Raw genomic sequence first — 20,819 nt, 5'->3', positions numbered from 1 at the left:
GCTTATTAAATAAAATTCCGAAGGCCAATTGACCTTCGGAATTTAAGTTAAGAAATCAAATTCTAACTAGTAACCTGGATTTTGAGGAAAACTGCTAGAAGTACCTTCAGCTCTGTCAATTTGTAATTGAGGAATAGGTCTCAATATATGATGTGCTTTAATAGATCCTGCAGCTTGTGGATTGTGAAGTTTGACACGCTCAACTAAGTTACCCCAACGGGCTAAATCGAACCAGCGAGATTGCTCACCTAACATTTCACGCTCACGCTCATCCATAACAAAATTTACATTTAAGTCACCAGCAGTAATTAACATTGCAGACTCTTTTCCTGGCCATGCCGCACGTTTGCGAACTATGTTATAGCTAGTAGCCGCATCCGCAGTAGCACCAGAGAAAAATTGCGCCTCAGCTAACATCAAATAAGTATCAGCTAAACGGAATGCGATAAAATCACGTCCACCTTCAAACTGAGTACGATCCACACGACCACCATCAAAATGCTTATTGATAGCTAAGAAAATACGCTCATCGTAACGTGACGGAATAAGTACTTGGTATTTCTTTTTAGCTCTTTCCTCTAAAGACATTTCAACTCCTGGTAAAAAGATAGCCGTATCACCTAGCACATACGTAACTGTCTTCTTCGATAAGTCGAAGCTTGTATTGTAAGTACCTGGCTTATTTGACAAATAAGTATCTTTAAACGTTTTTTTGTAACGACTATCATTTTCTCTGTCTTTAAATAAAACATCGAGCGTATATTTAGTAGGCATATAACGCTTAAATGGACGACCATTTTCTGTATCACGTTGCATACCCGGTAAAACATCATACTCCATACCAAAAAATACGTGCGCATTGTTACCACCAGCATTTGTTAATGGATCACGGGTATATTGAACTGACCATATAACTTCACCATTTGCTTCATTTCCTTGTTTATGAACATCGGCAAAGTTTGGCAACAAGGAGATTCCATAATTCGAAATAACATTTTTAAAGCTTACAATTGCCTTAGCATAATCATCCCCTGCTTTAGCAGAAGAAGTAGCCTTAGTTAAATAAACACGACCTAATAAGTGTTCTGCACCAGCACGCGTGATACGTCCATAATCAACCGATCTTGACTTATTTTCCAAATCTGGCAAAGCGTCTGTTAAATCTTTAATGATTTGCGCATATTGCTCAGCAACAGTGCTACGCTTAACAACTTTCGTGGGAGCTAACGTCTCCGTCAATCGCAAATCTACACCACCAAATAATTGAGTGAATATAAAATAGTGATGCGCACGAATAAATTTAGCTTCAGCGATACGCTGCTTCTTAACGGGTTCTGCTAAACCGGTCACGTTAGGTGCACGTTCAATAATAGCATTACACGTATTAATACCTTGGTAGAAATCATTCCATACTTCCGCCACTTGACCATTTCTTGTATCAAAATCAGTCGTATACGTATTCATGAATTTCCAACTACCATCCGCACCATTCTGGTATGAATCAGTACCAAATACCGTCAAATTCATTCCACGCTCAGTACCATACCATGAACGCATGGATGAATAAGCAGCACTAGTTGCATCATTTAATCCTTTCGCCGTATTGATATAATCATTACCAATACGCGAAACAACATTTTCTGTTAACAAATCATTGCATGATTGAGTACCCAAAGCAACTACTCCAATCAAACCAATATTTGCTAAAAAACTTAATTTTCTAAAAATTTGAAAGCTTTTCATATCTATAAATTTAATTAATTTGATTAAAATTTAAGGTTTACACCGAATGTAGTCACACTTGTTGCTGGTGATACGTTCGTATTAACCTCACCACCACCTACACCTTGCTCACCGTCCACAAATGTTTCAGGATCTATACCCTTGTATTTTTGACGATATTCAGCCAAAATCAATGGTTGTTGAATACTTGCAAAAACACGAATGCTCGACATCTTCAACTTTTTAGCCACATTGTCCGGAAGATTATAACCAATATTGATGTTGCGAATTTTAAAGAATGAACCTTCAAAATAAGTTAACGAACTACCATTCTTAGGGAATTCCTGCGTAACAACTGGCTGAGGGAATTCATTCGTTGGGTTATTAGGTGTCCAATAGTTCAGGTTTAGGTTATTATAACGACCAGCTAACTGATTCACGTTATCATGAAAACGGCTACGAATTAACTGCCCTACACGAGCAAAAACAAAGAACGAAAGATCGAACCCTTTGTAAGTGAAACGGTTCGTTAAACCAGCTGTGAAAGCCGGCACTGCTGAACCTAAGATCTGACGGTCATCCGCATTAATCTTACCATCACCATTAAAGTCTTCAATTCTAATTTGGCCCACTTTATCACCAAATGCCTTTGCAGCATCTGCCTCATTAGTTTGCCAAATTCCGATTTTTTTATAGTCAAAGAAAACGCTAAGCGGCTGACCAATAAAACGACCTGCACCAACATCATCAACTTTACCATTCGCAAGAGAAATAATTGATTCTCTATTGCGGTTGAAAATAAAATCTGATGTCCATTGGAATCCACCACGATCCACATTAACTGTATTTATAGTTAATTCGATACCTGTGTTTTGAGTCTCACCTACGTTCGTTGTAAATCCACCAAAACCAATAGAGGTAGGAAGTGGCTGTGGAGCTAGCAAATTCGTTGTATTTGTTACGTAATATTCAGCAGAACCAGAAATTTTACCTCGGAAGAAACTAAAATCTAAACCAACATTGGATGTGGTAGATGTTTCCCAACGCAATTCTGGATTACCAATTGTATTAGGACGATATCCATAAGCTGCCGTATTGTCCCAAGCATAAGCCGTACGACCTAACAAGGCTTGTGTTTGGTATGGATTAATCGCCTGATTACCGATAGCTCCCCACGAAGCACGTAACTTCATTTGATCAATGGCAGAAATATTCTTAATAAATGGTTCTTCAGACAAATTCCATCCTAAAGCGAATGAAGGGAAAATACCGAATTTAGTATTCGCACCGAAACGAGATGAACCATCCATACGGACTGTGGCAGTAAATAAATACTTTTCTTTATAATCGTAGTTAACACGACCCATATAAGAAAGTAAAGTCCACTCAATTAAATCTGTATTTGAACCAGTAATCTGATTAGCATCACCTAAACGATGATAAGAAGCAGACTCAGCTGGAATACCATTAACCGAAATTGATGTACGCTCATCACGATCACGTTGAATAGATTGTAAACCAGTTACGTTCAAATTGTGAACATCTTTAAATTTCTTATTGTACGTAACGATGTTCTCCAATGTCCAGTTGAACAAGAATTGCTCATTAATACTACCTGTAGCATTACCACCACGGTTATTGTTAGTAAATGCGCCGATAAAACGACCTGCTCTACCAACAGTTAAATCTGGACCAAAGTTGACACGGTATTTTAAACCTTTCGCAATATCCCACTCACCAAATAAACTATTAAAAGTTCTGTAACGCTTATTTTCATCCACATTAGCTCCTGCAACTAATTCAGAGAAAGGATTTGTACGTAAACCATCGTTTGTAGGTAAGAAAACTAAATTTCCATTTGCATCATAAGGTTCTCCTAATGGATTCTCCTGCATCGCACCTCCCAAAAGGTTCAAGTTTTCACCATTACGAATCGAGTTAACAATTAATGTTGACAAACCAATTTTGACCTTATCATTAAACTTGTGATCTAAATTGACGCGGAATGTATAACGAGAAAAATCCTGAGATTTAACCACTCCAATATCTTGAAAAAAGTTAGCCGAAATATTAAAAGTAGTTTTATCACTACCACCGGAAACGCCAACTTGGTGACTTTGAATAGCTCCAGGGCGCAACATTCCACCCACATAATCCGTTGAACGTCCAGTAGCAATACTTGCTAATTCACGTGGCTCAAAGATCTTTGCATCATCTGCAGGTGTTGCGGCTCCTAATGGGTACTGACCTACCGCACGACGAGACTCGCGCTTATATTCAGCATACTGAGACCCGTTCATCACACCAATTGTTCCTAACTCTTGGTTAACACCATAATAAGAATCTACTGATACAACAGTTGCACCCACTTTTCCACGCTTCGTAGTAATGATAACAACACCATTTGCACCACGAGCACCATAGATAGCAGTTGCAGACGCATCTTTCAATACCTCCATTGAAACGATATCATTCGGGTTGATATCATCAATACCACTAGATAGTGGAATACCGTCCACTACATATAATGGATCATTGGATGCGTTGAATGAACGACGACCACGAATACGAATTTGTGGACCAGCTCCTGGCTTAGAACCCGGCTGAACTACGTCTACACCCGCTGCTCTACCTTGCAAGGCTTGACGCGCATTTGTGATAGGTAATTCCTGAATCTCTTTAGCTCCGACAGAAGAAATAGCACCCGTCATTTGACTTTTCTTTTGCGTACCATAACCTACGACCACTACTTCTTGTAATGATTTCGTATCAGTACTTAAAGCCACATTAATTTGTGATTTAGATCCTACTGCTACTTCTTGTGAATTTGAACCCACAGCAGTGAAAACTAAAACAGCAGAACTACCGACTGTGATTTTAAAGTTTCCATCCACATCAGTTGTAGTTCCTTTAGAAGTTCCTTTAACTGAAACACTTGCTCCTGGAATTCCAAAACCATCTTCAGATGACGTTACTTTACCTGAGACCGTCCGATCTTGGGCAAAAATTTGAATACTCAATAACAGCATTATACAGCTAAGGAGCACTTTAGAAAGTAATTTTATTCTCATAGGGTTAAAAAATTAAGTTGTTTGCAAAGTCTTTTGTATCCTATCCCACAAGGCTTTGCATTCTTGTTGGGATAATCTTAAGGGTTTAATTGGGTACTTATTTACTATTTTTAATCTCTTTATCCAGCTCATTCTTTTCGATAACATTTCAATCTTATTAAGATTATATATGCCGAAAAGCAAAAATACTATACGATTTACTCAATTAAATCTTATAATTATTTCATATTAACACGCAAAGGCTTTAGTGGTCATATGTTCTTTCATGACTCTAAGCGCACCAAAAATCAAATTATAAACGGATTGGGTATTAATCTTCATTTGCTCCGATATTTGATCCGTATCCATATTTTCAAAATATTTCAAGGTAATGGCTTCTCTTTGACGCTTACTTAACTTGCTCAAGCTTTGGTACATCGTCTTATGAGACATATGCTCTTCCTCTACCATAACTAATTGTCTTTCAGGAGATGGCATATCTTCCATGAATTGATAATGGTATTGATCGTGGTGGTTTTGATTCTTTAATTGTGATTCTAAAGAGCGAATAATCTTTCGCTTAATAGAAGCCATTAAATAAAACTTAACACTCGTAGTAGGTCCAAGACTTGCATGATTTTTCCAAATCTCAACAAACAAATCGTGTAAGCTATCCTTAATCAAGTCCTTATCACTTGTAATCCCCATACAATAGGTATAAAGTGGTTGAACAAATTGTGAATATAAAATGGCAAACGCTTGTTGATCTCCCGATCTAAACTGATCCCATACCTCTACTTCATTAATGGACTTCTTCATAAATATGATCTAAAATTGTACAATAGCATTATCTTTTATAAATACAGATATATTGCTTTTGGAATATAAACCATTATTCTATAAAATATCAAAGAAAATATTTAATTTTTTCCCGTAAACGTTTACGGAAACGTTTACATTTTAAAAAAGTTTAAAAGACATCGAGTAAATCAGAAATTTTAATCGTTTCTTTGATTAAATGCTAAAAATCAGGAATTGCATTTAATCAATATATACCTCTATGAATAAAAAATTAAACACCCTAGATGCCTCGATGTTAGTTATGGGATCTATGATCGGGTCAGGTATCTTTTTAGTCAGCTCTGAAGTCGCTAGATCCGTGGGCTCCCCTATTTATTGGATTGGAACTTGGCTTTTAACAGCCTTTTTAACCATTACGGGCGCATTTGCGTACGGAAAGCTAAGTTCTGTTTTTCCGAAAACAGGTGGACAATATATATATTTAAAAGAATCGTATAATTCCTTAATTGGATTTCTATTCGGCTGGACGACCTTTTTAGTTATTCAAACAGGTACAATAGCTGCAGTAGCTGTTGCATTTGCTCGTTATGCAGGATTTATTTTTCCTGGGATTTTAAATGATACTCCTTTAGTAGGTGATTTTATCACGACACAACAAATTCTAGCTGCCTCCCTTATTGCTTTATTGACCTATGTGAATAGCAGAGGGGTGCAATTCGCTTCTTTGGTACAGAATATTTTTACTATTACGAAGATCGGAGCCATCATCATCTTAATCATTATTGGATTATATGTCGGAGTCCAAAATGAATGGATACACTTCGAAGGTTTCTTTGCCAAACCATTTACGGTGGATGCAGCTACCAATACCACACATGCGATTGGAGGGTGGGAATTGATCTCTTTGTTTGGCGTTGCGATGATAGGGCCCTTATTTTCCTCGTCTGCTTGGAATAATGTCACCTTTGCTAGCGCGGACTTTGAAGATCCTAAGAAAACCATAGCGAAGGGTTTAGTCTATGGATCCGCTTTAGTTTGCTTATTATACTTTTTAACAAATATGGCCTACTTAAGCATTCTACCTTTACAAGGGGAAGCTGAGGGAGTCAATTCGTATGCACGTGGAATTATGTTTGCCACTCAAGATCGTTTGGGTGCCGCCGCATTAGAAACGGTACTTGGTGGAATCGGAGCGCTAGTGATGGCCGTATTTATTATGATATCGACTTTTGGATGCAATAATGGTATAATTTTAGCTGGAGGACGCTTATTTCAAGCGATGGCAAATGATCGACTTTTCTTTAAGAAAGCAGCAGACACGAATGATAAAGATGTTCCTGTCTATTCTTTGGGAATTCAAGGAATTTGGGCCATTCTATTATGCTTCTCCGGATCATATGGAGCGCTGTTAGACTTCACCGTATTTGCGATCTTGATATTCTATTTCCTAACGGTAGCCTCCGTTTTCAAAACAAGAATCATGCAAAATGAATTGCCCTTGTTTCAGAAATTCCTATTTAGCGGATACCTGCTCTTATTAGTAGGAATCGCTGGAAATCTATTATGGGTTAAAACACTCTCCTCTTCCATCGGATTAGGCATCGTGCTTTTAGGAATACCTTTCTACTTCGTTATGAAGAAATCTCAAAGCAATTGATTTGCTTTCATCCAAGTAATTAGACGATCGAACCACAAGTCCCCACTTGTGGTTTTATTGTTTAGTCCAAAACCGTGACCACCTTTTGCGTAAACGTGTAAGTCAACCGGTACTTTATTAGCTGTTAAACGTTCTGCATACAATAAAGAATTTTTCAATGGAACTGCGTTGTCATCAGATGCATGTACGATAAATGCCTTAGGTGTTTGTGCGTTTACCTGCTCCTCGTTAGAAAATAGAGCTAACTCTTCCTCGGTAGGATTTTTACCCAAGAGACTTTGTGAACTTCCACCGTGGCCAAAAGGTCTAACCGAAATAACAGGATACAACAAAATAGAGAAGTCTGGTCTCAAATTAGCTCCAGCATGAATTCCCGTATAGTCTTTGTTAAAATGAGTAGACGCCGTTGCAGCTAAATGCCCTCCTGCAGAGAAGCCCATAATACCTACTTTGGCAGGATCAACATTCCATTTTACCGCATTCTTACGTACTAAAGCTATGGCTGACTGTGCATCCTGAAGAGGAGCATATTTCTTTTCAATTTGTGCAGAATCAGCTGGCAATCGATAATACAATACTAAAGCAGAAACGCCTATTTCATTAAATTTAGTGGCAATATCATAACCCTCATGAGAGGACGCTAAAATTCGGTAACCGCCACCGGGACAAATCACCACGCAAGCGCGCGCATCTTTAGCATTAGGTGCAGGAAAGAATCGATAAGTAGGAATCGTTACCTTGGAGATACGCTCTATTCCATCGGCTCCTTTTAAAGCAGTTTGCTTATTCGCCATTCCTTTATCATTCGGAATGCCGGCTGAATACAAGGGATGAAAGTCTTGAGCCATAATAGGTGAGGCTAACAATAATAAAAGAATAATTTTTTTCATGAGCACGAGGTCTTTTCAGTAGTAATTAACAAGACAGCTGACAAGATCAAACTACTTGCAAACAACAATATACTACTTAAAGACTCCCCTAGAATAATATTACCCAAAAACAACGCAATTATTGGATTCACATACGTATAAGTGGAAACGAGTGTGGCATCTAATACCTTAGATAGATACCCAAATAATCCAAAACCAAGCATAGAACCAATTAAGGCCAAATAAGCAAAAACAGCCAATGCTTTGAAGGGTAAATCCGCTAAAGCAAACTTCTGTAAATCCCCCTGGTAAATAGAAATAGATAGCAAAATAAGGCCTCCTGTAAGCATTTGGATTGCACAAACCTGCGTAAAGTGATAGGAATTAGCTTTCGTAAATTGAATATAAAATACACCTAAATTCCAAGCTACCACCGCTATTAGAAGAAAGCCCATCCCTCGATAAAAGTCAATTTCTTTCCCTGGAATAGCTAGGTTTTTTTGAGAGGCCAAAAGTATAATTCCAACAAAGCCAATAAGTGTACCTATCAACTTTCGCTTGCTTGGTTTTCGACCAGAAATCCAGAAAAACAATACTAATAATAAAGGGCCGAATGCCATAAAAACAGAGGATAAACCTGATGGAATGGTTTGGCCAGCTAAAGCCATAAATCCATTTCCCAAAGTAATAAGTAATACGCCAGCCATCAGATGAACTTTCCAATGCTGGAGAGTCAATTTCTTCCAATGTCCACCCAAAATAGCCCAAAGTAGAAATAATCCACCAGCTACTAAATTACGAGAAAAGGATATGACCAGTGGTGGAACAAATTCTAAGAGGATTCGTACACTCAGAAAGGTACTACCCCAAATAAGATACAGGCCTCCAAGTGCTAAAATAGTTGCCAACGATATAGCGTTCTTTTTTAACATCTTAGTCCAATAAATCGGGTCTTCTAGCCTGCGTACGCATTACGGCTTGCTCATGCCGCCAGTCTTCAATCTTTTTTTCATGCCCAGATAATAAAACTTCTGGTACATCCATCCCTTCAAAACTAGCAGGACGCGTATAAACTGGAGGAGCTAATAATCCATCTTGAAATGAATCTGTTAATGCGGAACTTTCGTCTCCAATTGCACCAGGGATTAAACGAATAATCGCATCAGCTGTAACAGCAGCAGCTAATTCGCCACCAGATAACACATAGTCGCCAATGGAAATCTCTTTCGTCACATACTTCTCACGTATACGTTCATCGATTCCTTTGTAATGACCACAAATAAATAAGAGGTTTTCACCTAGACTTAATTGATTCACTAAGCCTTGTTTTAAAACGATTCCATCTGGGCTAAAATAAATGATTTCAGTATAGTCACGCTCCGTTTTTAAAAATTCGATGCATTTAGCCAAAGGCTCTACCGCCATCACCATCCCCGCTCCTCCACCAAATGGGTAATCATCTATTTGCTTATGCTTCTTTTCAGAAAAATCATGTAAATCATGAAATACCACCTCGACTAATCCCGCTTTTGCCGCACGTGCGCAAATAGAATGCTCAAAAAAGCTATTCATTAAAGCCGGAACTACCGAAATAATATCAATCCGCATCATTTTCTGTATAAACTTCTAATAATCCATCCGGCAAAATACTATGAACTACTTGATTCTTCTTATCCACCTTAGGGATAATCGCATCGATTAAAGGAATCAATACTTCATGATTTTGATAAATCATCACCACTACATCCTGAGCACCCGTACTATAAATCTCTTTTACGGTACCTAAAGTACCTAAATTAGCATCGATTACCTGGTAACCTACCACTTCATGGTAAAAATATTGATCGTCTTGTAAGGTAGGCAAAGCAGATACAGGTAAAAATACCTTTAAACCGACAAAGTCCTTTGTGGCATCTAAACTATTCACTCCCTCTAGAGTAATTAAGTTTAAATTATCACGAATCTGGATATCCTCCACAAAATAAGGAACCATTTCGTTGCCCTGCTGTAAGAATATAGCATCTAAATCTTCGTAATCATACGGATCATCTACATCTAAATAAAGATGAAAAGCCCCCTTTAATCCATGTGGTTTAGAAAGGGTGCCTAACTCGAAATATTCTGTCTTTGCCATAGGTACAAAAAAAATCATACAAACTTGAGAACAAATTTGTATGATTTTAATTAAATCTAAAAATTATTTTGCTGCTGGAGCTTCTTCTGTTGCTTCTTCAGCTGCTTCTTCCGCTACTGGAGCCTCTTCAACTGCTACTTCCGCTACTGGAGCTTCTTCAACTGCTACTTCCGCTACTGGAGCCTCTTCAGCTGCTTCTTCCGCTACTGGAGCCTCTTCAACTGCTACTTCCGCTACTGGAGCCTCTTCAACTGCTACTTCCGCTACTGGAGCTTCTTCAACTGCTACTTCCGCTACTGGAGCTTCTTCAACTGCTGCTTCTGCTACTGGAACTTCTTCAAATGCTGCTTCCGCTACTAGAGAAGCCTCAGCTACTACTTCGTCAATTTCTACACCTGTTGCCTCTTCGTCCGCTTCGTTAATAGCTTCTACTACGCTAGCAACTAATGCTTCTTCAGCTACTTTGTTTTTCGCAGCAATATTGTCTGCACGCGTATTAGATACTTTAGCCTCAGCTTCTAAACGAGCCGCTTTAGACTTCGCCTTAGACTGTTGTAAAGTAGATGATTTCGTTTGAATCTTCACTTCTTTCTCTGCTTTCCAAGCTTCGAACTTCGCATCTGCTTGTTCTTGCGTGATAGCTCCTTTATTCACACCTACTTGTAAGTGTTTCGCATACATGATTCCTTTATAAGAAAGGATTGCACGAACAGTGTCAGTAGGCTGAGCACCCTTCAATACCCATTGGATTGCTTGTTTCTCGTTTAAAACGACAGTTGCTGGGTTGGTGTTAGGATTGTATGTTCCGATTTTTTCTACAAAACGTCCGTCACGTGGTGCACGAGCATCCGCAACTACAACATCGAACATGGCTAACTTTTTGCGTCCGCGACGCGCTAATCTGATTTTAACAGCCATTATACATGGGTTTATGAGGGATCTCGTCCCTCGGGTTTATAAATAGTCTGCAAAATTAAGCTTTTTTGCAGTCATATCAAAAAAAGAAATAGAGAAAATAAACCGATAAGCCGAATTCTGTCGATGGTTACCCACCGTCCTATCATTTATCTTCGATAAACATCGCTGTTTATCTGTAGCAATCTACCCACTAGCATCGGACGAGCCACCCTTTTGCCTTACGGCAGCTAGCCTATTTGATCTTGCAACGCGTGAGGTTTACCCATGCCTGTTTTGTCACCAAACCAGCGGTGGGCTCTTACCCCACCTTTTCACCCTTACCCCGAAAGGCGGTTATTTTCTGTGGCACTTGCTGTAGAATCCGAAGACTCCCCTTCCAGTTAGGAAGCACACTGCTCTATGTTGTTCGGACTTTCCTCTTTAAAAAGCGATAAGATAGTCTATTTTCTCTGCGACAAAGGTAGGATTTTATTTGGCCAAAGACCAATTCCCTTCAAAAGCCCCTTCTATTAGGACTGAGCTTTTATCAAAATACACCTTTTGAAAATGAACGCGACCGTTCTTAGCCAATGAAATTGAGCTAGGTAATCGCTTCAAAATTTGATTAGGCTGAAAACGAAAAATAGCCGCTTGAGCTTGAAGTTTATTGGCTATATTACGCTTAAATAAGGAAGCAGGAAAAGATAACCCTTCCATTTGGATATCCTTTAATTGAAAACCAAGCGAATTATCAGGATAAAGTACGAAATCAAAATCAACCGCTAAGCGAGACGATTTACCCCGAAATTGATTTAATTGAAAACGTATCCCCGAAGATTGGAATGTAAAATCACCTCTACCTTTCAGTTGAGGATTAGATTCCTTTAGTAATTCCATTAATTCTGGGCCAGATAATTGAAATTGAAAGGGCAAAATAGGCTTACCAACTGAAGGCAAATCCTTTACGGGAATAAATAAAGGCACTTTATTCATTTTACCCGCACTAACCGTGAAACCACCTGAATACCTTAATTGTCCTTTGATACTTGTTTGGTCAAATAATAAGTCACGCATATCTATAGCAGATGACGCATATGGTTCTATCCTATAACCATCGGGAGAATCAGTAAAAAAAGATTGAAACAAAAATGGCTTGGTAACGGTAGATCTAATTTTAGCATTTAACTGATTCTGCATTTGGGATACAATGACATCCTTTTTTTGATTTAACAATTGATCTACCACCGGGGTTACATTAACAGGAAATCCCATCACCTTCACCGATGGCTTCTGAATCCATTGGTAATCATAACCAAGCTCTTTAATTTGCAAAGTACTCAAGCTCGCTAAATTCCATTTTAATTGGATCTTCATCGCTAAGTCCCCAGTAACGGTTCCAGCAGAAATACCTGCAATGGCTGGTTTTGCTTGTAAGCGAACGGGTAGAGATAAATTGATTTGGTCCTTAGTAAGCGTTTGCAACGAAATAGGTGCGAGCAATCTAATGTCTAAGGGAAAATCTAACACAGACGACGCATCAACATTTTGATATAATACAGATCCAGCCTTCAATTGACTTAAGGCAAAGAGACTATCGAAAGATAAAGAAAAATCAATGGTGGTTAATCCGGGTTTTATTGTAGGAAAACGATCCACATAGACCGATTTCTCGCTAATGACAGAAGGAGCAATGGACTTAGAACAAGAGACCACTAAAACAGCTAGAAAAAAAAGTAAAACCCTCATAAAAAAATAGACCTCAATCTTACACGTAAAGACTGAGGCCTAATTATATTATACAAATGACTAAGTTAATAAACCACCGTTAACGGAGATAACCTGCCCAGTGACATAAGAACTCATATCAGAACCCAAAAACAAACAAACATTTGCTACTTCTGTCGCCTGACCACCTCTTTTCATTGGAATAGCTTTCGTCCATTCTTCAATAGCAGCTTCATTTAATTCCTCTGTCATCTCTGTCTCAATAAAACCTGGTGCGATGGCATTACAACGGATATTACGGGAGCCTAACTCCAATGCAATTGATTTAGTAAAACCAATAATACCTGCTTTCGAAGCTGCATAATTAGACTGACCCGCATTACCTTTAATTCCTACGATAGAGGTCATATTGATGATAGAGCCTGATCTTACTTTCATCATCGGCTTGGTTACCGCTTTCGTTAAATTGAAAATAGATTTCAAATTCACACGAATAACTTCATCCCATTGCTCCTCTGACATGCGCATTAATAGACCATCACGCGTAATTCCGGCATTATTAATTAAAATATCAATAGCGCCAAAATCAGCTAAAACGTCCTCTACTAATTTCTCCGATTCTGAATAGGACGACGCATCTGAACGATAACCCTTAGCGACTATGCCAAAAGCACGTAATTCTTTTTCTAATGCTTGACCTTTTTCTATAGATGATAAATAAGTAAATGCTACGTTTGCGCCCGATTGAGCAAAAGTAGTCGCGATAGCCCGACCGATACCTCGAGAGGCACCCGTCACTAAAACGACTTTATTTTGTACTAATGACATATTATTTTTTTTGTTTGGTTAATCCTTTTCTTGTTTTTCTTACCAAAGTCAAACCATCAGCTCCCTCCTCAAAATCAGCCAAAATATATTCTCCTTCTGCTAAAGCCCCTTTCAATATCTCTTCCGCTAAAGCATCTTCTAAATATTTCTGAATCGCTCTATTTAAAGGTCTAGCCCCATATTGAGGATCATAGCCCTTATCAGCCATGAAATCTTTCGCCTTATCCGTTAATTCTACTTCAAAACCAAGATTTACTAAACGAGTTTTTAACTTCGCTAACATTAAATCAATAATTTCATGAATCGCAGGACGCTCTAACGAGTTAAATACAATAATATCATCCAAACGGTTAATAAACTCAGGAGCAAATGCCTTTTTCAACGCATTTTGAATGGTGGTCTTCGCATATTCATCTAAATTATCCAACTTAGATTTAGTCGAGAATCCAATTCCAGAACCAAAATCCTTTAAATCACGCGCTCCAATATTAGAGGTCATAATGATAATCGTATTTCTAAAATCAACTCGACGACCCAAACCATCTGTTAAAATACCATCATCTAAAACTTGTAATAATAAGTTAAATACGTCAGGGTGTGCTTTCTCGATTTCATCTAATAGAACCACTGCATAAGGTTTACGGCGAATCTTCTCCGTCAATTGACCTCCTTCTTCATAACCCACATAGCCCGGAGGCGCTCCTACTAAACGAGATACACTGAACTTCTCCATGTATTCACTCATATCAATACGCACTAGCGCATCCTCCTTATCAAATAAATACGTGGCCAGAACTTTAGCCATCTCTGTCTTACCTACCCCTGTAGGACCTAAAAAGATAAATGAACCAATTGGTTTCTTCGGATCTTTTAAACCTACACGCGTACGCTGAATGGCCTTTACTAATTTCTTAATGGCATCTATTTGGCCGATAACTTGCTTAGCAAGTTCATCTTCCATCTGTAACAATTTGGCCCCTTCTTTAGCCGCTACCCGATTCACTGGTATACCCGTCATTTGAGCAATTACCTCCGCTACGTGCTCCTCGGTAACAGTAAACTTCTGTTTCTTCGAGTCTTCTTCCCAAGCTGCCTTTAATTCTTCTAATTGATCAATTAATTTCTTCTCCCGGTCGCGTAATTGCGCCGCTTCTTCATATTTCTGAGATTTCACCACTTGATTCTTCTCTTTTTTTACGATTTCTATTTGAGCCTCTAGTGCTACAATATCTTCCGGCACATTGATATTAGAAATGTGCACACGCGCACCCACCTCATCTAACACATCGATTGCTTTATCCGGCAAGAAACGATCCGAAATATACCGATCAGAAAGCTTCACAGAGGCTATAATGGATTCTTCCGTGTAAATGACATGGTGGTGATCTTCGTACTTATCTTTAATATTATGTAGGATTTCGATCGTTTCATCGACGGTAGTAGCATCTACCATAACGGTTTGGAAACGACGAGCTAAAGCACCATCTTTTTCAATATATTGACGGTATTCGTCTAACGTCGTAGCACCAATAACTTGTATATCTCCACGAGCTAAAGCTGGCTTAAACATATTAGAAGCATCTAATGATCCTGATGCACCACCAGCACCTACTATCGTATGCAATTCGTCAATAAACAGAATCACATCTGTCGACTTCTCTAATTCATTCATCACCGCTTTCATACGCTCCTCGAATTGACCGCGGTATTTAGTACCAGCCACTAAAGAGGCAATATCAAGCGTAACCACTCTTTTACCAAAAAGAACCCTTGATACTTTCTTCTGAACGATGCGCAAGGCTAAACCTTCTGCTATGGCCGTTTTACCCACACCAGGTTCACCGATTAAAATAGGATTATTTTTCTTGCGGCGAGACAAAATCTGTGCCACACGTTCTATTTCTTTTTCACGACCTACAATCGGATCTAATTTGCCATTTTCAGCAATCTTTGTTAGATCACGACCAAAATTATCTAAAACCGGTGTTTTACTTTTTTCGCCAGGCTTTGATCCAGTAGTACTACCAGAACTTGCTCCACCTGCAGAACCAGAACCAGCACTATATAAGCGTGAATCATCGTCATTATCGTCTGTATCTGAACCTGCTTTGGGATTAGATCCTTGACCATTTCCTGATTGGAATTCAACCATTTCTTTGATTAGATCATAATAGACTTGGTATTTCTCTAAAACTTGTGTCGCCACATTATCTTCATCCCGTAAAACAGCCATCAACAAATGATCTGTCTCCACGACATTGGTCTTGAAATATTTCGCTTCCAAATAGGTTAAGCGCAACACTTTTTCGGCCTGCTTAGTTAGGGGAATATTTAACATGTTCTCCCGATCAAAGGAAGAACGAGTGGTAGAAGCGGTAGAGTGTTCGATGCTTTGGCGTAAAGAATCCAAAGAAACACCAGAACGCAATAATAAATCGATGCCAGGACCTTGTCCATCCCGAATCATTCCTAACATCAAATGTTCAGTACCGATATAATCGTGACCCAAACGTAATGCCTCTTCTCTCGCTAGCGAGATGACTTCCTTCACTTTATTCGAAAATTTAGCCTCCATATCGTCTATTTATGTTCATCAACCATTTGAACACATAAATTGTTCCCTATTTTTTTAAAAACGTCAAAGACTCTTTTCCGTAATTCATTAATAAATCAAGTATTGACAAATTAGGCACAAATTCTGTCCCAAAACATTGCCTATACAGTCTATTTAAATAAATTGATCGCTCTGACCACTCTTTTTTTGCACTAATTAAATCATAACCACTTAGGCCATCAAATTTCTTAAACTCTTGTGTCACACTAAATTCTAAAGGCGAATCTAAAATATGATAAACCAAAGTCAATAAATCAATATTTAAATCTACTAAAAAAAACCTTTTTTTCGCAAAAATTTGACTTAAATATGGCACAAAATATTCGTAGTAGGGTGCATTACCATAAGCTGCTTGAATGGCTCCTTGATGTTGCTTAACCCAGTTTTGGGAATAATCGATCTTCGTATCTTTCGTATGAACTTTTTCTCCTGAAATATGAATAACTGGAACGGTTAAGCGTTCCACGCCATTCGCACCTAAAATCAAACAACGATTGCGAAAAGTTTGTTTGGGAAAATTCTCCTCCACTTCAAAAACCAAAGACGGATTCTGAAGCAAAAGCGTCATGTATTCTAAACTAGGCAAATAATGCGTCTCAATGTGCATTCCCAAAAATTAATCGGATATTTGTAAATCAAAGAACAAAGATAATAAGAATGAAAGTGTCTCCCCTGTTTCTGTACAAACTAATTGGAAGATTACCCCTACCTGTACTATACGGTTTCGCTTCTTTTTGTGCCGTTTTATTCTATCATCTAATTCCATACCGGAAAAAGGTCATTCAAAGTAATTTGAAGAATTCATTTCCGGATGCTTCAGAAAAAGAGTTAAATCAACTCACCTATCGTTTTTATGGCTATTTAACAGATCAATTAGTGGAGTTTTTCAAAGGCGTTTCCATTACAAAAGAGGAGATGTTAGATCGTTTTGAAATCAAAAACGAAGACCTAGTTACCGATTTTATTAAAAAAGGAATTCCAGTTATTTTAGTGGCAGGTCATCAAGGAAATTGGGAATGGGCGATTCACCGCTTAGCATTAAGCAAAAATCCACATGATGTTATTTACCAAAAACTAAATAATCCCACGTTTAATGAATTTACTAAACAAGTGAGATCACGTTTTGGGCATGTCAATTTATTGGAAAAAAGAGAATCAGTCTTATTAACTCGTGAACGAAAAGATATTCCTCGAGTTATCTGTTTAGCTTCTGATCAAGCACCTCAGAAACCAGAAAGTGCCTATTGGACAACATTTCTAAACCAGGATACCGCCTTCTTTACAGGCATGGAACGCTTTGCAAGAGACTATAAGTATCCAGTCGTTTTTGCGGAGGTAATTCGTAAGAAAAGAGGGAAATATACCATGACTTATGAGCTTTTAGCAAATGAGCCTTTTGAAGAATTAGCACCAGGGGAAATTATCGAGCGATTTGCGCGGAGATTAGAGAAATCAATTAATGCGTATCCAGAACAATATTTATGGTCACATCGACGCTGGAAGCATACAAAGCCCGATAAATTAAACCTAAAATGGTCTTAAGAAAAGGGCGAACAATCTCCCGCAGCTTCTCGAATAATATCAAATTCTTGATCTTTAATTTCAATGACGCTGGATGGAATATAAGCTCCTATCCCACCATCTAAGACTAGATCTACCGTATAACCCATTCGTTCGAATATCAAACTAGGATCTGTATAATCTTCTAATTCTAATCCATCTTGTGGCAAAGAAGTTGTTAAAATAGGTACACCTAACTGTTCCACTATTAAAAGAATCGGTTCGTATTCAGGTATACGTAAACCTACCGTTTTCTTTCCTTGTACTAAAATAGAGGGAACTTTTGAGCTTGCAGGCAAGACAAAAGTATAGGCTCCTGGCAGGTATCTTTTTAAGGTTTTGAAGGCGAAATCAGATACTTTGGCATAATTAGCAATTGAACTCAGATCCGCACAGATAATAGAAAAACGGTTCTTCGAGGCCTGAATTCCCTTTATTTCACAAATTCGATTAAGCGCCTTGGTAGAATTTATATGGCAACCTAAGGCATACATGGTATCCGTTTTATAGACGATTACCGCATCCTTTTCCAATGCCTTTACGATCAAATCTAGGTTCGACAGGCTGTTATTTTTATCGTATAGTCGAATTAGTTCTGCCATCATTTATTCAAAGAAATAATCTGTTTCTGCGTCCTCTTTTTCTTCTTTAACTTGATCAATACTGGCATTAATTTCGAATCCGACTAATAAAATAAGCGCGATAAAATAGAGCCAAACCATCAAAGCAATTAAAGATCCAATCGACCCATATACTTTATTATAACTAGCAAAATTGACAAGATAATAAGAGAATAAATTAGTAACTAAAATGGTTAAGATAGAGGCAGTGATAGAACCCGCATTGAAAAATTTCCATCTTTTCGTAATAGCCGGAGCGTAATAATAAATGATTGAAATAGTTAAGAAGAAAATAGCAAATATTAAAAAGTAGGTCAAAATATTCAACATATAAAAGTTAAAATCATAATCGATCAAACCCTTCCCTTTTAAATAACCGATCACTAATTTCCCAACAATAAATACGGAGAAAGCGGTGATAAGAACGAAAGTCAACAAGAAATTTAAAGAAACGGCTATCACCCGTTCTTTGAAAAAGCCTCTATTTTCTTTTGTTCTATACGTTAAGTTAAAGGATCGAATGAGTGCTTGAATGCCACTAGTAGATGCGTATAAGGCAAATATGAATCCAAAAGATAAAACACCACCTGATTTCTTGCGAATTAAATCTAATAACAATTCAGTAAAATCCTGTTGTAGATTTTTAGGAATAGATGACTTCAAAAAATTGACCATCTTCATATCAAAATTATCCACCGGAATGTAGGCCAATAAAGAGAACAAAAAGATGATGGTAGGAAAAACGGCCAACGTGAAATTATAGGCTACCGCAGCCGCGCGCACGTCAATATCAAAATGAAAAATCTTTTTATATAAAATAGTCAGGATTCGTGCCAGAATATAATGTTCCTCGCAGTCCTTCCAAAATAATTTCAGCTCCCTTATAACCTTTTTAATCATCTTTTTTATGAATTAAAATGGCTGTAGTTAACCAATCGGGAGCCTTAACTACCTTTTTACTTACTAAATCCATAAAAACCAATGTTGTCCTACCCTCATGTAGTAAAACATCTGATGGATTATAAATTTTATATTCAAATTCAATGCGAGCTGAAGGCATTTTAATTAGCGAACAGTCTATGCGTATTAAGTCATCATACAAAGCCGGCGCGTGGAATTTAGAATAGTTCTCGTAGACAGGAAGACCGATCCCAGCCTCTTCTAACACCTTATAGCTTACCCCAATATGACGCAATGTTTCTACCCGAGCTATCTCGTAGAAACGCGCATAATTCCCATAATAGACATAGCCCATTTGGTCCGTATCCGCATAACAAACTCGATAAAAAACGCTGTGCTTTAGCATCTTACTGGATTTTACGTTGGTCTAATGCTTTCTGGTAATTCGCCGCATTTTGCATATGCTCTTTGTAAGTTACCGCGAATGAATGATTTTCAGAAAAATCTTCCTTAGCACAGAAATAAATAAACTGATGATGTTCTAAATTCAAAACTCTATCAATCACATCAACAGGTACAATAGAAATAGGACCTGGCGGAAGACCCGTATTCCGGTAGGTATTGTAAGGCGAATTCAGAGCTGTATATTTACCGGTCACCCGCTTAATTGTAAAATCCTTCCAAGCAAATACCACGGTAGGATCAGCTTGTAAAGGCATATTTATTTGTAGACGATTCCAATAAACACCTGCTACGCGAGCTTGTTCTTTAGAATTCTTAGATTCACCATAAACGATACTCGCTAAAATAGCTACCTGAACAGGTGTTAAACCTAATTTCTCGGCATCACTCTTTCTTTTTGTTGTCCAAAACTTCACATAAGCCTTGTTCATTTTTTCCAAAAACTCAGGAAATGAAGTTGTCCAATTCACCTCATAGGTATTAGGAACAAAAATGGCCGGACTAGTTTCTGAATTAAAACCCCATTGTTGCATTAATTCAGTAGAATCCAAAATAGCATAAATCGCAGCAGAATCGTAAGCTGTTTGATTTGCAATCCGACCTGCCATATCCTCTTTTAATCGAAAATTGTTTATCACCACTTTATAGGCATCCTGACGACCATTTCTTAGTTTCCGCAACAACTCCCAGTTACCCATTTCACTATGAATGATATAACGACCTGGACGGATTTTTTCAGGGTAGTTTAGGACTTTAGCCAAAAAACGAAAACTCAATTGATCTCTGACTAAATCGTGTTTCTTCAGCGTATCTAAAACGGTTTCATAGGACGCCTTTTCTAAAATGAATAATTCAAATGGTTGATTAGCTTCTACCCGAAAATTAGGGGTTTTAAAAACCTGCCATACATAATAGGAAAACATGGCCGAAACCAAACTAAATAACAAGATGAAAATCTTTAAATTTTTATTCGACACCAT

Annotated in this window: 18 protein-coding genes and 1 other RNA gene; 2 read left to right on the top strand and 17 right to left on the bottom strand. The window is 38.0% G+C overall.

Going from position 1 to position 20,819, the window contains the following annotated elements; translation table 11 throughout:
- Positions 1 to 66 precede the first annotated feature (66 nt).
- From ACST13_RS03175 to ACST13_RS03165, 3 genes are all read right to left on the bottom strand, one after another.
- Complete coding sequence (locus tag ACST13_RS03175) at positions 67 to 1,743, bottom strand: RagB/SusD family nutrient uptake outer membrane protein (RefSeq protein ID WP_459521771.1); 1,677 nt, start codon at positions 1,741 to 1,743, stop codon at positions 67 to 69.
- A 23-nt stretch (positions 1,744 to 1,766) separates the two neighbouring features.
- A complete protein-coding gene (locus ACST13_RS03170) occupies positions 1,767 to 4,793 on the bottom strand; it encodes a SusC/RagA family TonB-linked outer membrane protein (protein WP_459521770.1) in 3,027 nt (1,008 codons plus the stop codon).
- A 228-nt stretch (positions 4,794 to 5,021) separates the two neighbouring features.
- Positions 5,022 to 5,591, bottom strand: a complete 570-nt coding sequence (locus tag ACST13_RS03165; protein ID WP_459521769.1) for an RNA polymerase sigma factor — start codon at positions 5,589 to 5,591, stop codon at positions 5,022 to 5,024.
- 241 nt (positions 5,592 to 5,832) lie between these two features.
- Between ACST13_RS03165 and ACST13_RS03160 the strand changes: the two genes are divergently transcribed.
- Entirely contained in the window at positions 5,833 to 7,230 is a 1,398-nt protein-coding gene (locus tag ACST13_RS03160; RefSeq protein WP_459521768.1) for an APC family permease, read from the top strand.
- Here the strand turns inward: ACST13_RS03160 and ACST13_RS03155 are convergent.
- The 10 genes from ACST13_RS03155 to ACST13_RS03110 form a co-directional block, all read right to left on the bottom strand.
- Positions 7,218 to 8,120 carry an alpha/beta hydrolase gene (locus tag ACST13_RS03155; RefSeq protein ID WP_459521767.1) on the bottom strand — a complete coding sequence of 301 codons (903 nt, stop codon included), beginning with the start codon at positions 8,118 to 8,120 and terminating at the stop codon, positions 7,218 to 7,220. The genes ACST13_RS03160 and ACST13_RS03155 overlap by 13 nt on opposite strands.
- Positions 8,117 to 9,031, bottom strand: a complete 915-nt coding sequence (locus ACST13_RS03150; RefSeq protein ID WP_459521766.1) for an EamA family transporter — start codon at positions 9,029 to 9,031, stop codon at positions 8,117 to 8,119. Before ACST13_RS03150 ends, ACST13_RS03155 begins: the two co-directional genes overlap by 4 nt.
- Before the next feature lies 1 nt (position 9,032).
- Positions 9,033 to 9,707: a tRNA (guanosine(37)-N1)-methyltransferase TrmD gene (trmD, locus tag ACST13_RS03145; RefSeq protein WP_459521846.1), complete on the bottom strand. Its 675-nt coding sequence runs from the start codon at positions 9,705 to 9,707 to the stop codon at positions 9,033 to 9,035.
- A complete protein-coding gene (rimM, locus tag ACST13_RS03140) occupies positions 9,697 to 10,233 on the bottom strand; it encodes a ribosome maturation factor RimM (protein WP_459521765.1) in 537 nt (178 codons plus the stop codon). The genes trmD and rimM overlap by 11 nt, the downstream gene beginning before the upstream one ends.
- Positions 10,234 to 10,296: 63 nt before the next feature.
- Complete coding sequence (gene rpsP / locus ACST13_RS03135) at positions 10,297 to 11,151, bottom strand: 30S ribosomal protein S16 (protein ID WP_459521764.1); 855 nt, start codon at positions 11,149 to 11,151, stop codon at positions 10,297 to 10,299.
- Positions 11,152 to 11,241: 90 nt separating this feature from the next.
- Positions 11,242 to 11,598, bottom strand: an RNA gene (rnpB, locus tag ACST13_RS03130) — RNase P RNA component class A.
- A gap of 21 nt (positions 11,599 to 11,619) precedes the next feature.
- Complete coding sequence (locus ACST13_RS03125; RefSeq protein WP_459521763.1) at positions 11,620 to 12,876, bottom strand: DUF4403 family protein; 1,257 nt, start codon at positions 12,874 to 12,876, stop codon at positions 11,620 to 11,622.
- 60 nt (positions 12,877 to 12,936) lie between these two features.
- Positions 12,937 to 13,683, bottom strand: a complete 747-nt coding sequence (fabG, locus tag ACST13_RS03120) for a 3-oxoacyl-[acyl-carrier-protein] reductase (protein ID WP_459521762.1) — start codon at positions 13,681 to 13,683, stop codon at positions 12,937 to 12,939.
- 1 nt (position 13,684) lies between these two features.
- Positions 13,685 to 16,258 (bottom strand): ATP-dependent Clp protease ATP-binding subunit, encoded by a 2,574-nt coding sequence (locus ACST13_RS03115; protein ID WP_459521761.1) that lies wholly within the window; start codon positions 16,256 to 16,258, stop codon positions 13,685 to 13,687.
- Positions 16,259 to 16,304: 46 nt separating this feature from the next.
- A complete protein-coding gene (locus ACST13_RS03110; protein ID WP_459521760.1) occupies positions 16,305 to 16,904 on the bottom strand; it encodes a WbqC family protein in 600 nt (199 codons plus the stop codon).
- A gap of 50 nt (positions 16,905 to 16,954) precedes the next feature.
- Between ACST13_RS03110 and ACST13_RS03105 the strand changes: the two genes are divergently transcribed.
- Positions 16,955 to 17,839, top strand: coding sequence for a lysophospholipid acyltransferase family protein (locus tag ACST13_RS03105; RefSeq protein ID WP_459521759.1), 885 nt, complete (start codon positions 16,955 to 16,957; stop codon positions 17,837 to 17,839).
- On the opposite strand, the gene ACST13_RS03100 is transcribed toward ACST13_RS03105, so the two are convergent.
- From ACST13_RS03100 to mltG, 4 genes are read right to left on the bottom strand one after another with little or no spacing between them, the layout of a single operon-like run.
- Positions 17,836 to 18,462: an L-threonylcarbamoyladenylate synthase gene (locus ACST13_RS03100; RefSeq protein WP_459521758.1), complete on the bottom strand. Its 627-nt coding sequence runs from the start codon at positions 18,460 to 18,462 to the stop codon at positions 17,836 to 17,838. The two genes, ACST13_RS03105 and ACST13_RS03100, sit on opposite strands and share 4 nt — an antisense overlap.
- Positions 18,463 to 19,377 carry a YihY/virulence factor BrkB family protein gene (locus ACST13_RS03095; RefSeq protein WP_459521757.1) on the bottom strand — a complete coding sequence of 305 codons (915 nt, stop codon included), beginning with the start codon at positions 19,375 to 19,377 and terminating at the stop codon, positions 18,463 to 18,465. It lies immediately after the preceding gene.
- The gene (locus ACST13_RS03090) at positions 19,370 to 19,783 is read right to left on the bottom strand and encodes an acyl-CoA thioesterase (protein ID WP_459521756.1); all 414 of its coding nucleotides are present in this window, start codon (positions 19,781 to 19,783) and stop codon (positions 19,370 to 19,372) included. Before ACST13_RS03090 ends, ACST13_RS03095 begins: the two co-directional genes overlap by 8 nt.
- A gap of 1 nt (position 19,784) precedes the next feature.
- Positions 19,785 to 20,819, bottom strand: coding sequence for an endolytic transglycosylase MltG (mltG, locus tag ACST13_RS03085; RefSeq protein WP_459521755.1), 1,035 nt, complete (start codon positions 20,817 to 20,819; stop codon positions 19,785 to 19,787).

The organism is Aquirufa sp. A-Brett2-W8 (assembly GCF_054558755.1).
The sequence above is the reverse complement of the archived record's forward strand: the minus strand, read 5'-3'. Positions and strand labels throughout refer to the sequence as shown.

Bases quoted from the DNA above. Each gene is read 5' to 3' on its own strand.
- rimM (WP_459521765.1), bottom strand. From the start codon at position 10,233: ATGGCAAAGACAGAATATTTCGAGTTAGGCACCCTTTCTAAACCACAT.
- ACST13_RS03115 (WP_459521761.1), bottom strand. From the start codon at position 16,258: ATGGAGGCTAAATTTTCGAATAAAGTGAAGGAAGTCATCTCGCTAGCG.
- ACST13_RS03170 (WP_459521770.1), bottom strand. From the start codon at position 4,793: ATGAGAATAAAATTACTTTCTAAAGTGCTCCTTAGCTGTATAATGCTG.
- ACST13_RS03150 (WP_459521766.1), bottom strand. From the start codon at position 9,031: ATGTTAAAAAAGAACGCTATATCGTTGGCAACTATTTTAGCACTTGGA.
- ACST13_RS03090 (WP_459521756.1), bottom strand. From the start codon at position 19,783: ATGCTAAAGCACAGCGTTTTTTATCGAGTTTGTTATGCGGATACGGAC.
- ACST13_RS03155 (WP_459521767.1), bottom strand. From the start codon at position 8,120: ATGAAAAAAATTATTCTTTTATTATTGTTAGCCTCACCTATTATGGCT.
- ACST13_RS03125 (WP_459521763.1), bottom strand. From the start codon at position 12,876: ATGAGGGTTTTACTTTTTTTTCTAGCTGTTTTAGTGGTCTCTTGTTCT.
- trmD (WP_459521846.1), bottom strand. From the start codon at position 9,707: ATGCGGATTGATATTATTTCGGTAGTTCCGGCTTTAATGAATAGCTTT.
- ACST13_RS03175 (WP_459521771.1), bottom strand. From the start codon at position 1,743: ATGAAAAGCTTTCAAATTTTTAGAAAATTAAGTTTTTTAGCAAATATT.
- ACST13_RS03105 (WP_459521759.1), top strand. From the start codon at position 16,955: ATGAAAGTGTCTCCCCTGTTTCTGTACAAACTAATTGGAAGATTACCC.
- mltG (WP_459521755.1), bottom strand. From the start codon at position 20,819: ATGGTGTCGAATAAAAATTTAAAGATTTTCATCTTGTTATTTAGTTTG.
- ACST13_RS03160 (WP_459521768.1), top strand. From the start codon at position 5,833: ATGAATAAAAAATTAAACACCCTAGATGCCTCGATGTTAGTTATGGGA.
- ACST13_RS03165 (WP_459521769.1), bottom strand. From the start codon at position 5,591: ATGAAGAAGTCCATTAATGAAGTAGAGGTATGGGATCAGTTTAGATCG.
- ACST13_RS03100 (WP_459521758.1), bottom strand. From the start codon at position 18,462: ATGATGGCAGAACTAATTCGACTATACGATAAAAATAACAGCCTGTCG.
- ACST13_RS03110 (WP_459521760.1), bottom strand. From the start codon at position 16,904: ATGCACATTGAGACGCATTATTTGCCTAGTTTAGAATACATGACGCTT.
- fabG (WP_459521762.1), bottom strand. From the start codon at position 13,683: ATGTCATTAGTACAAAATAAAGTCGTTTTAGTGACGGGTGCCTCTCGA.
- rpsP (WP_459521764.1), bottom strand. From the start codon at position 11,151: ATGGCTGTTAAAATCAGATTAGCGCGTCGCGGACGCAAAAAGTTAGCC.
- ACST13_RS03095 (WP_459521757.1), bottom strand. From the start codon at position 19,377: ATGATTAAAAAGGTTATAAGGGAGCTGAAATTATTTTGGAAGGACTGC.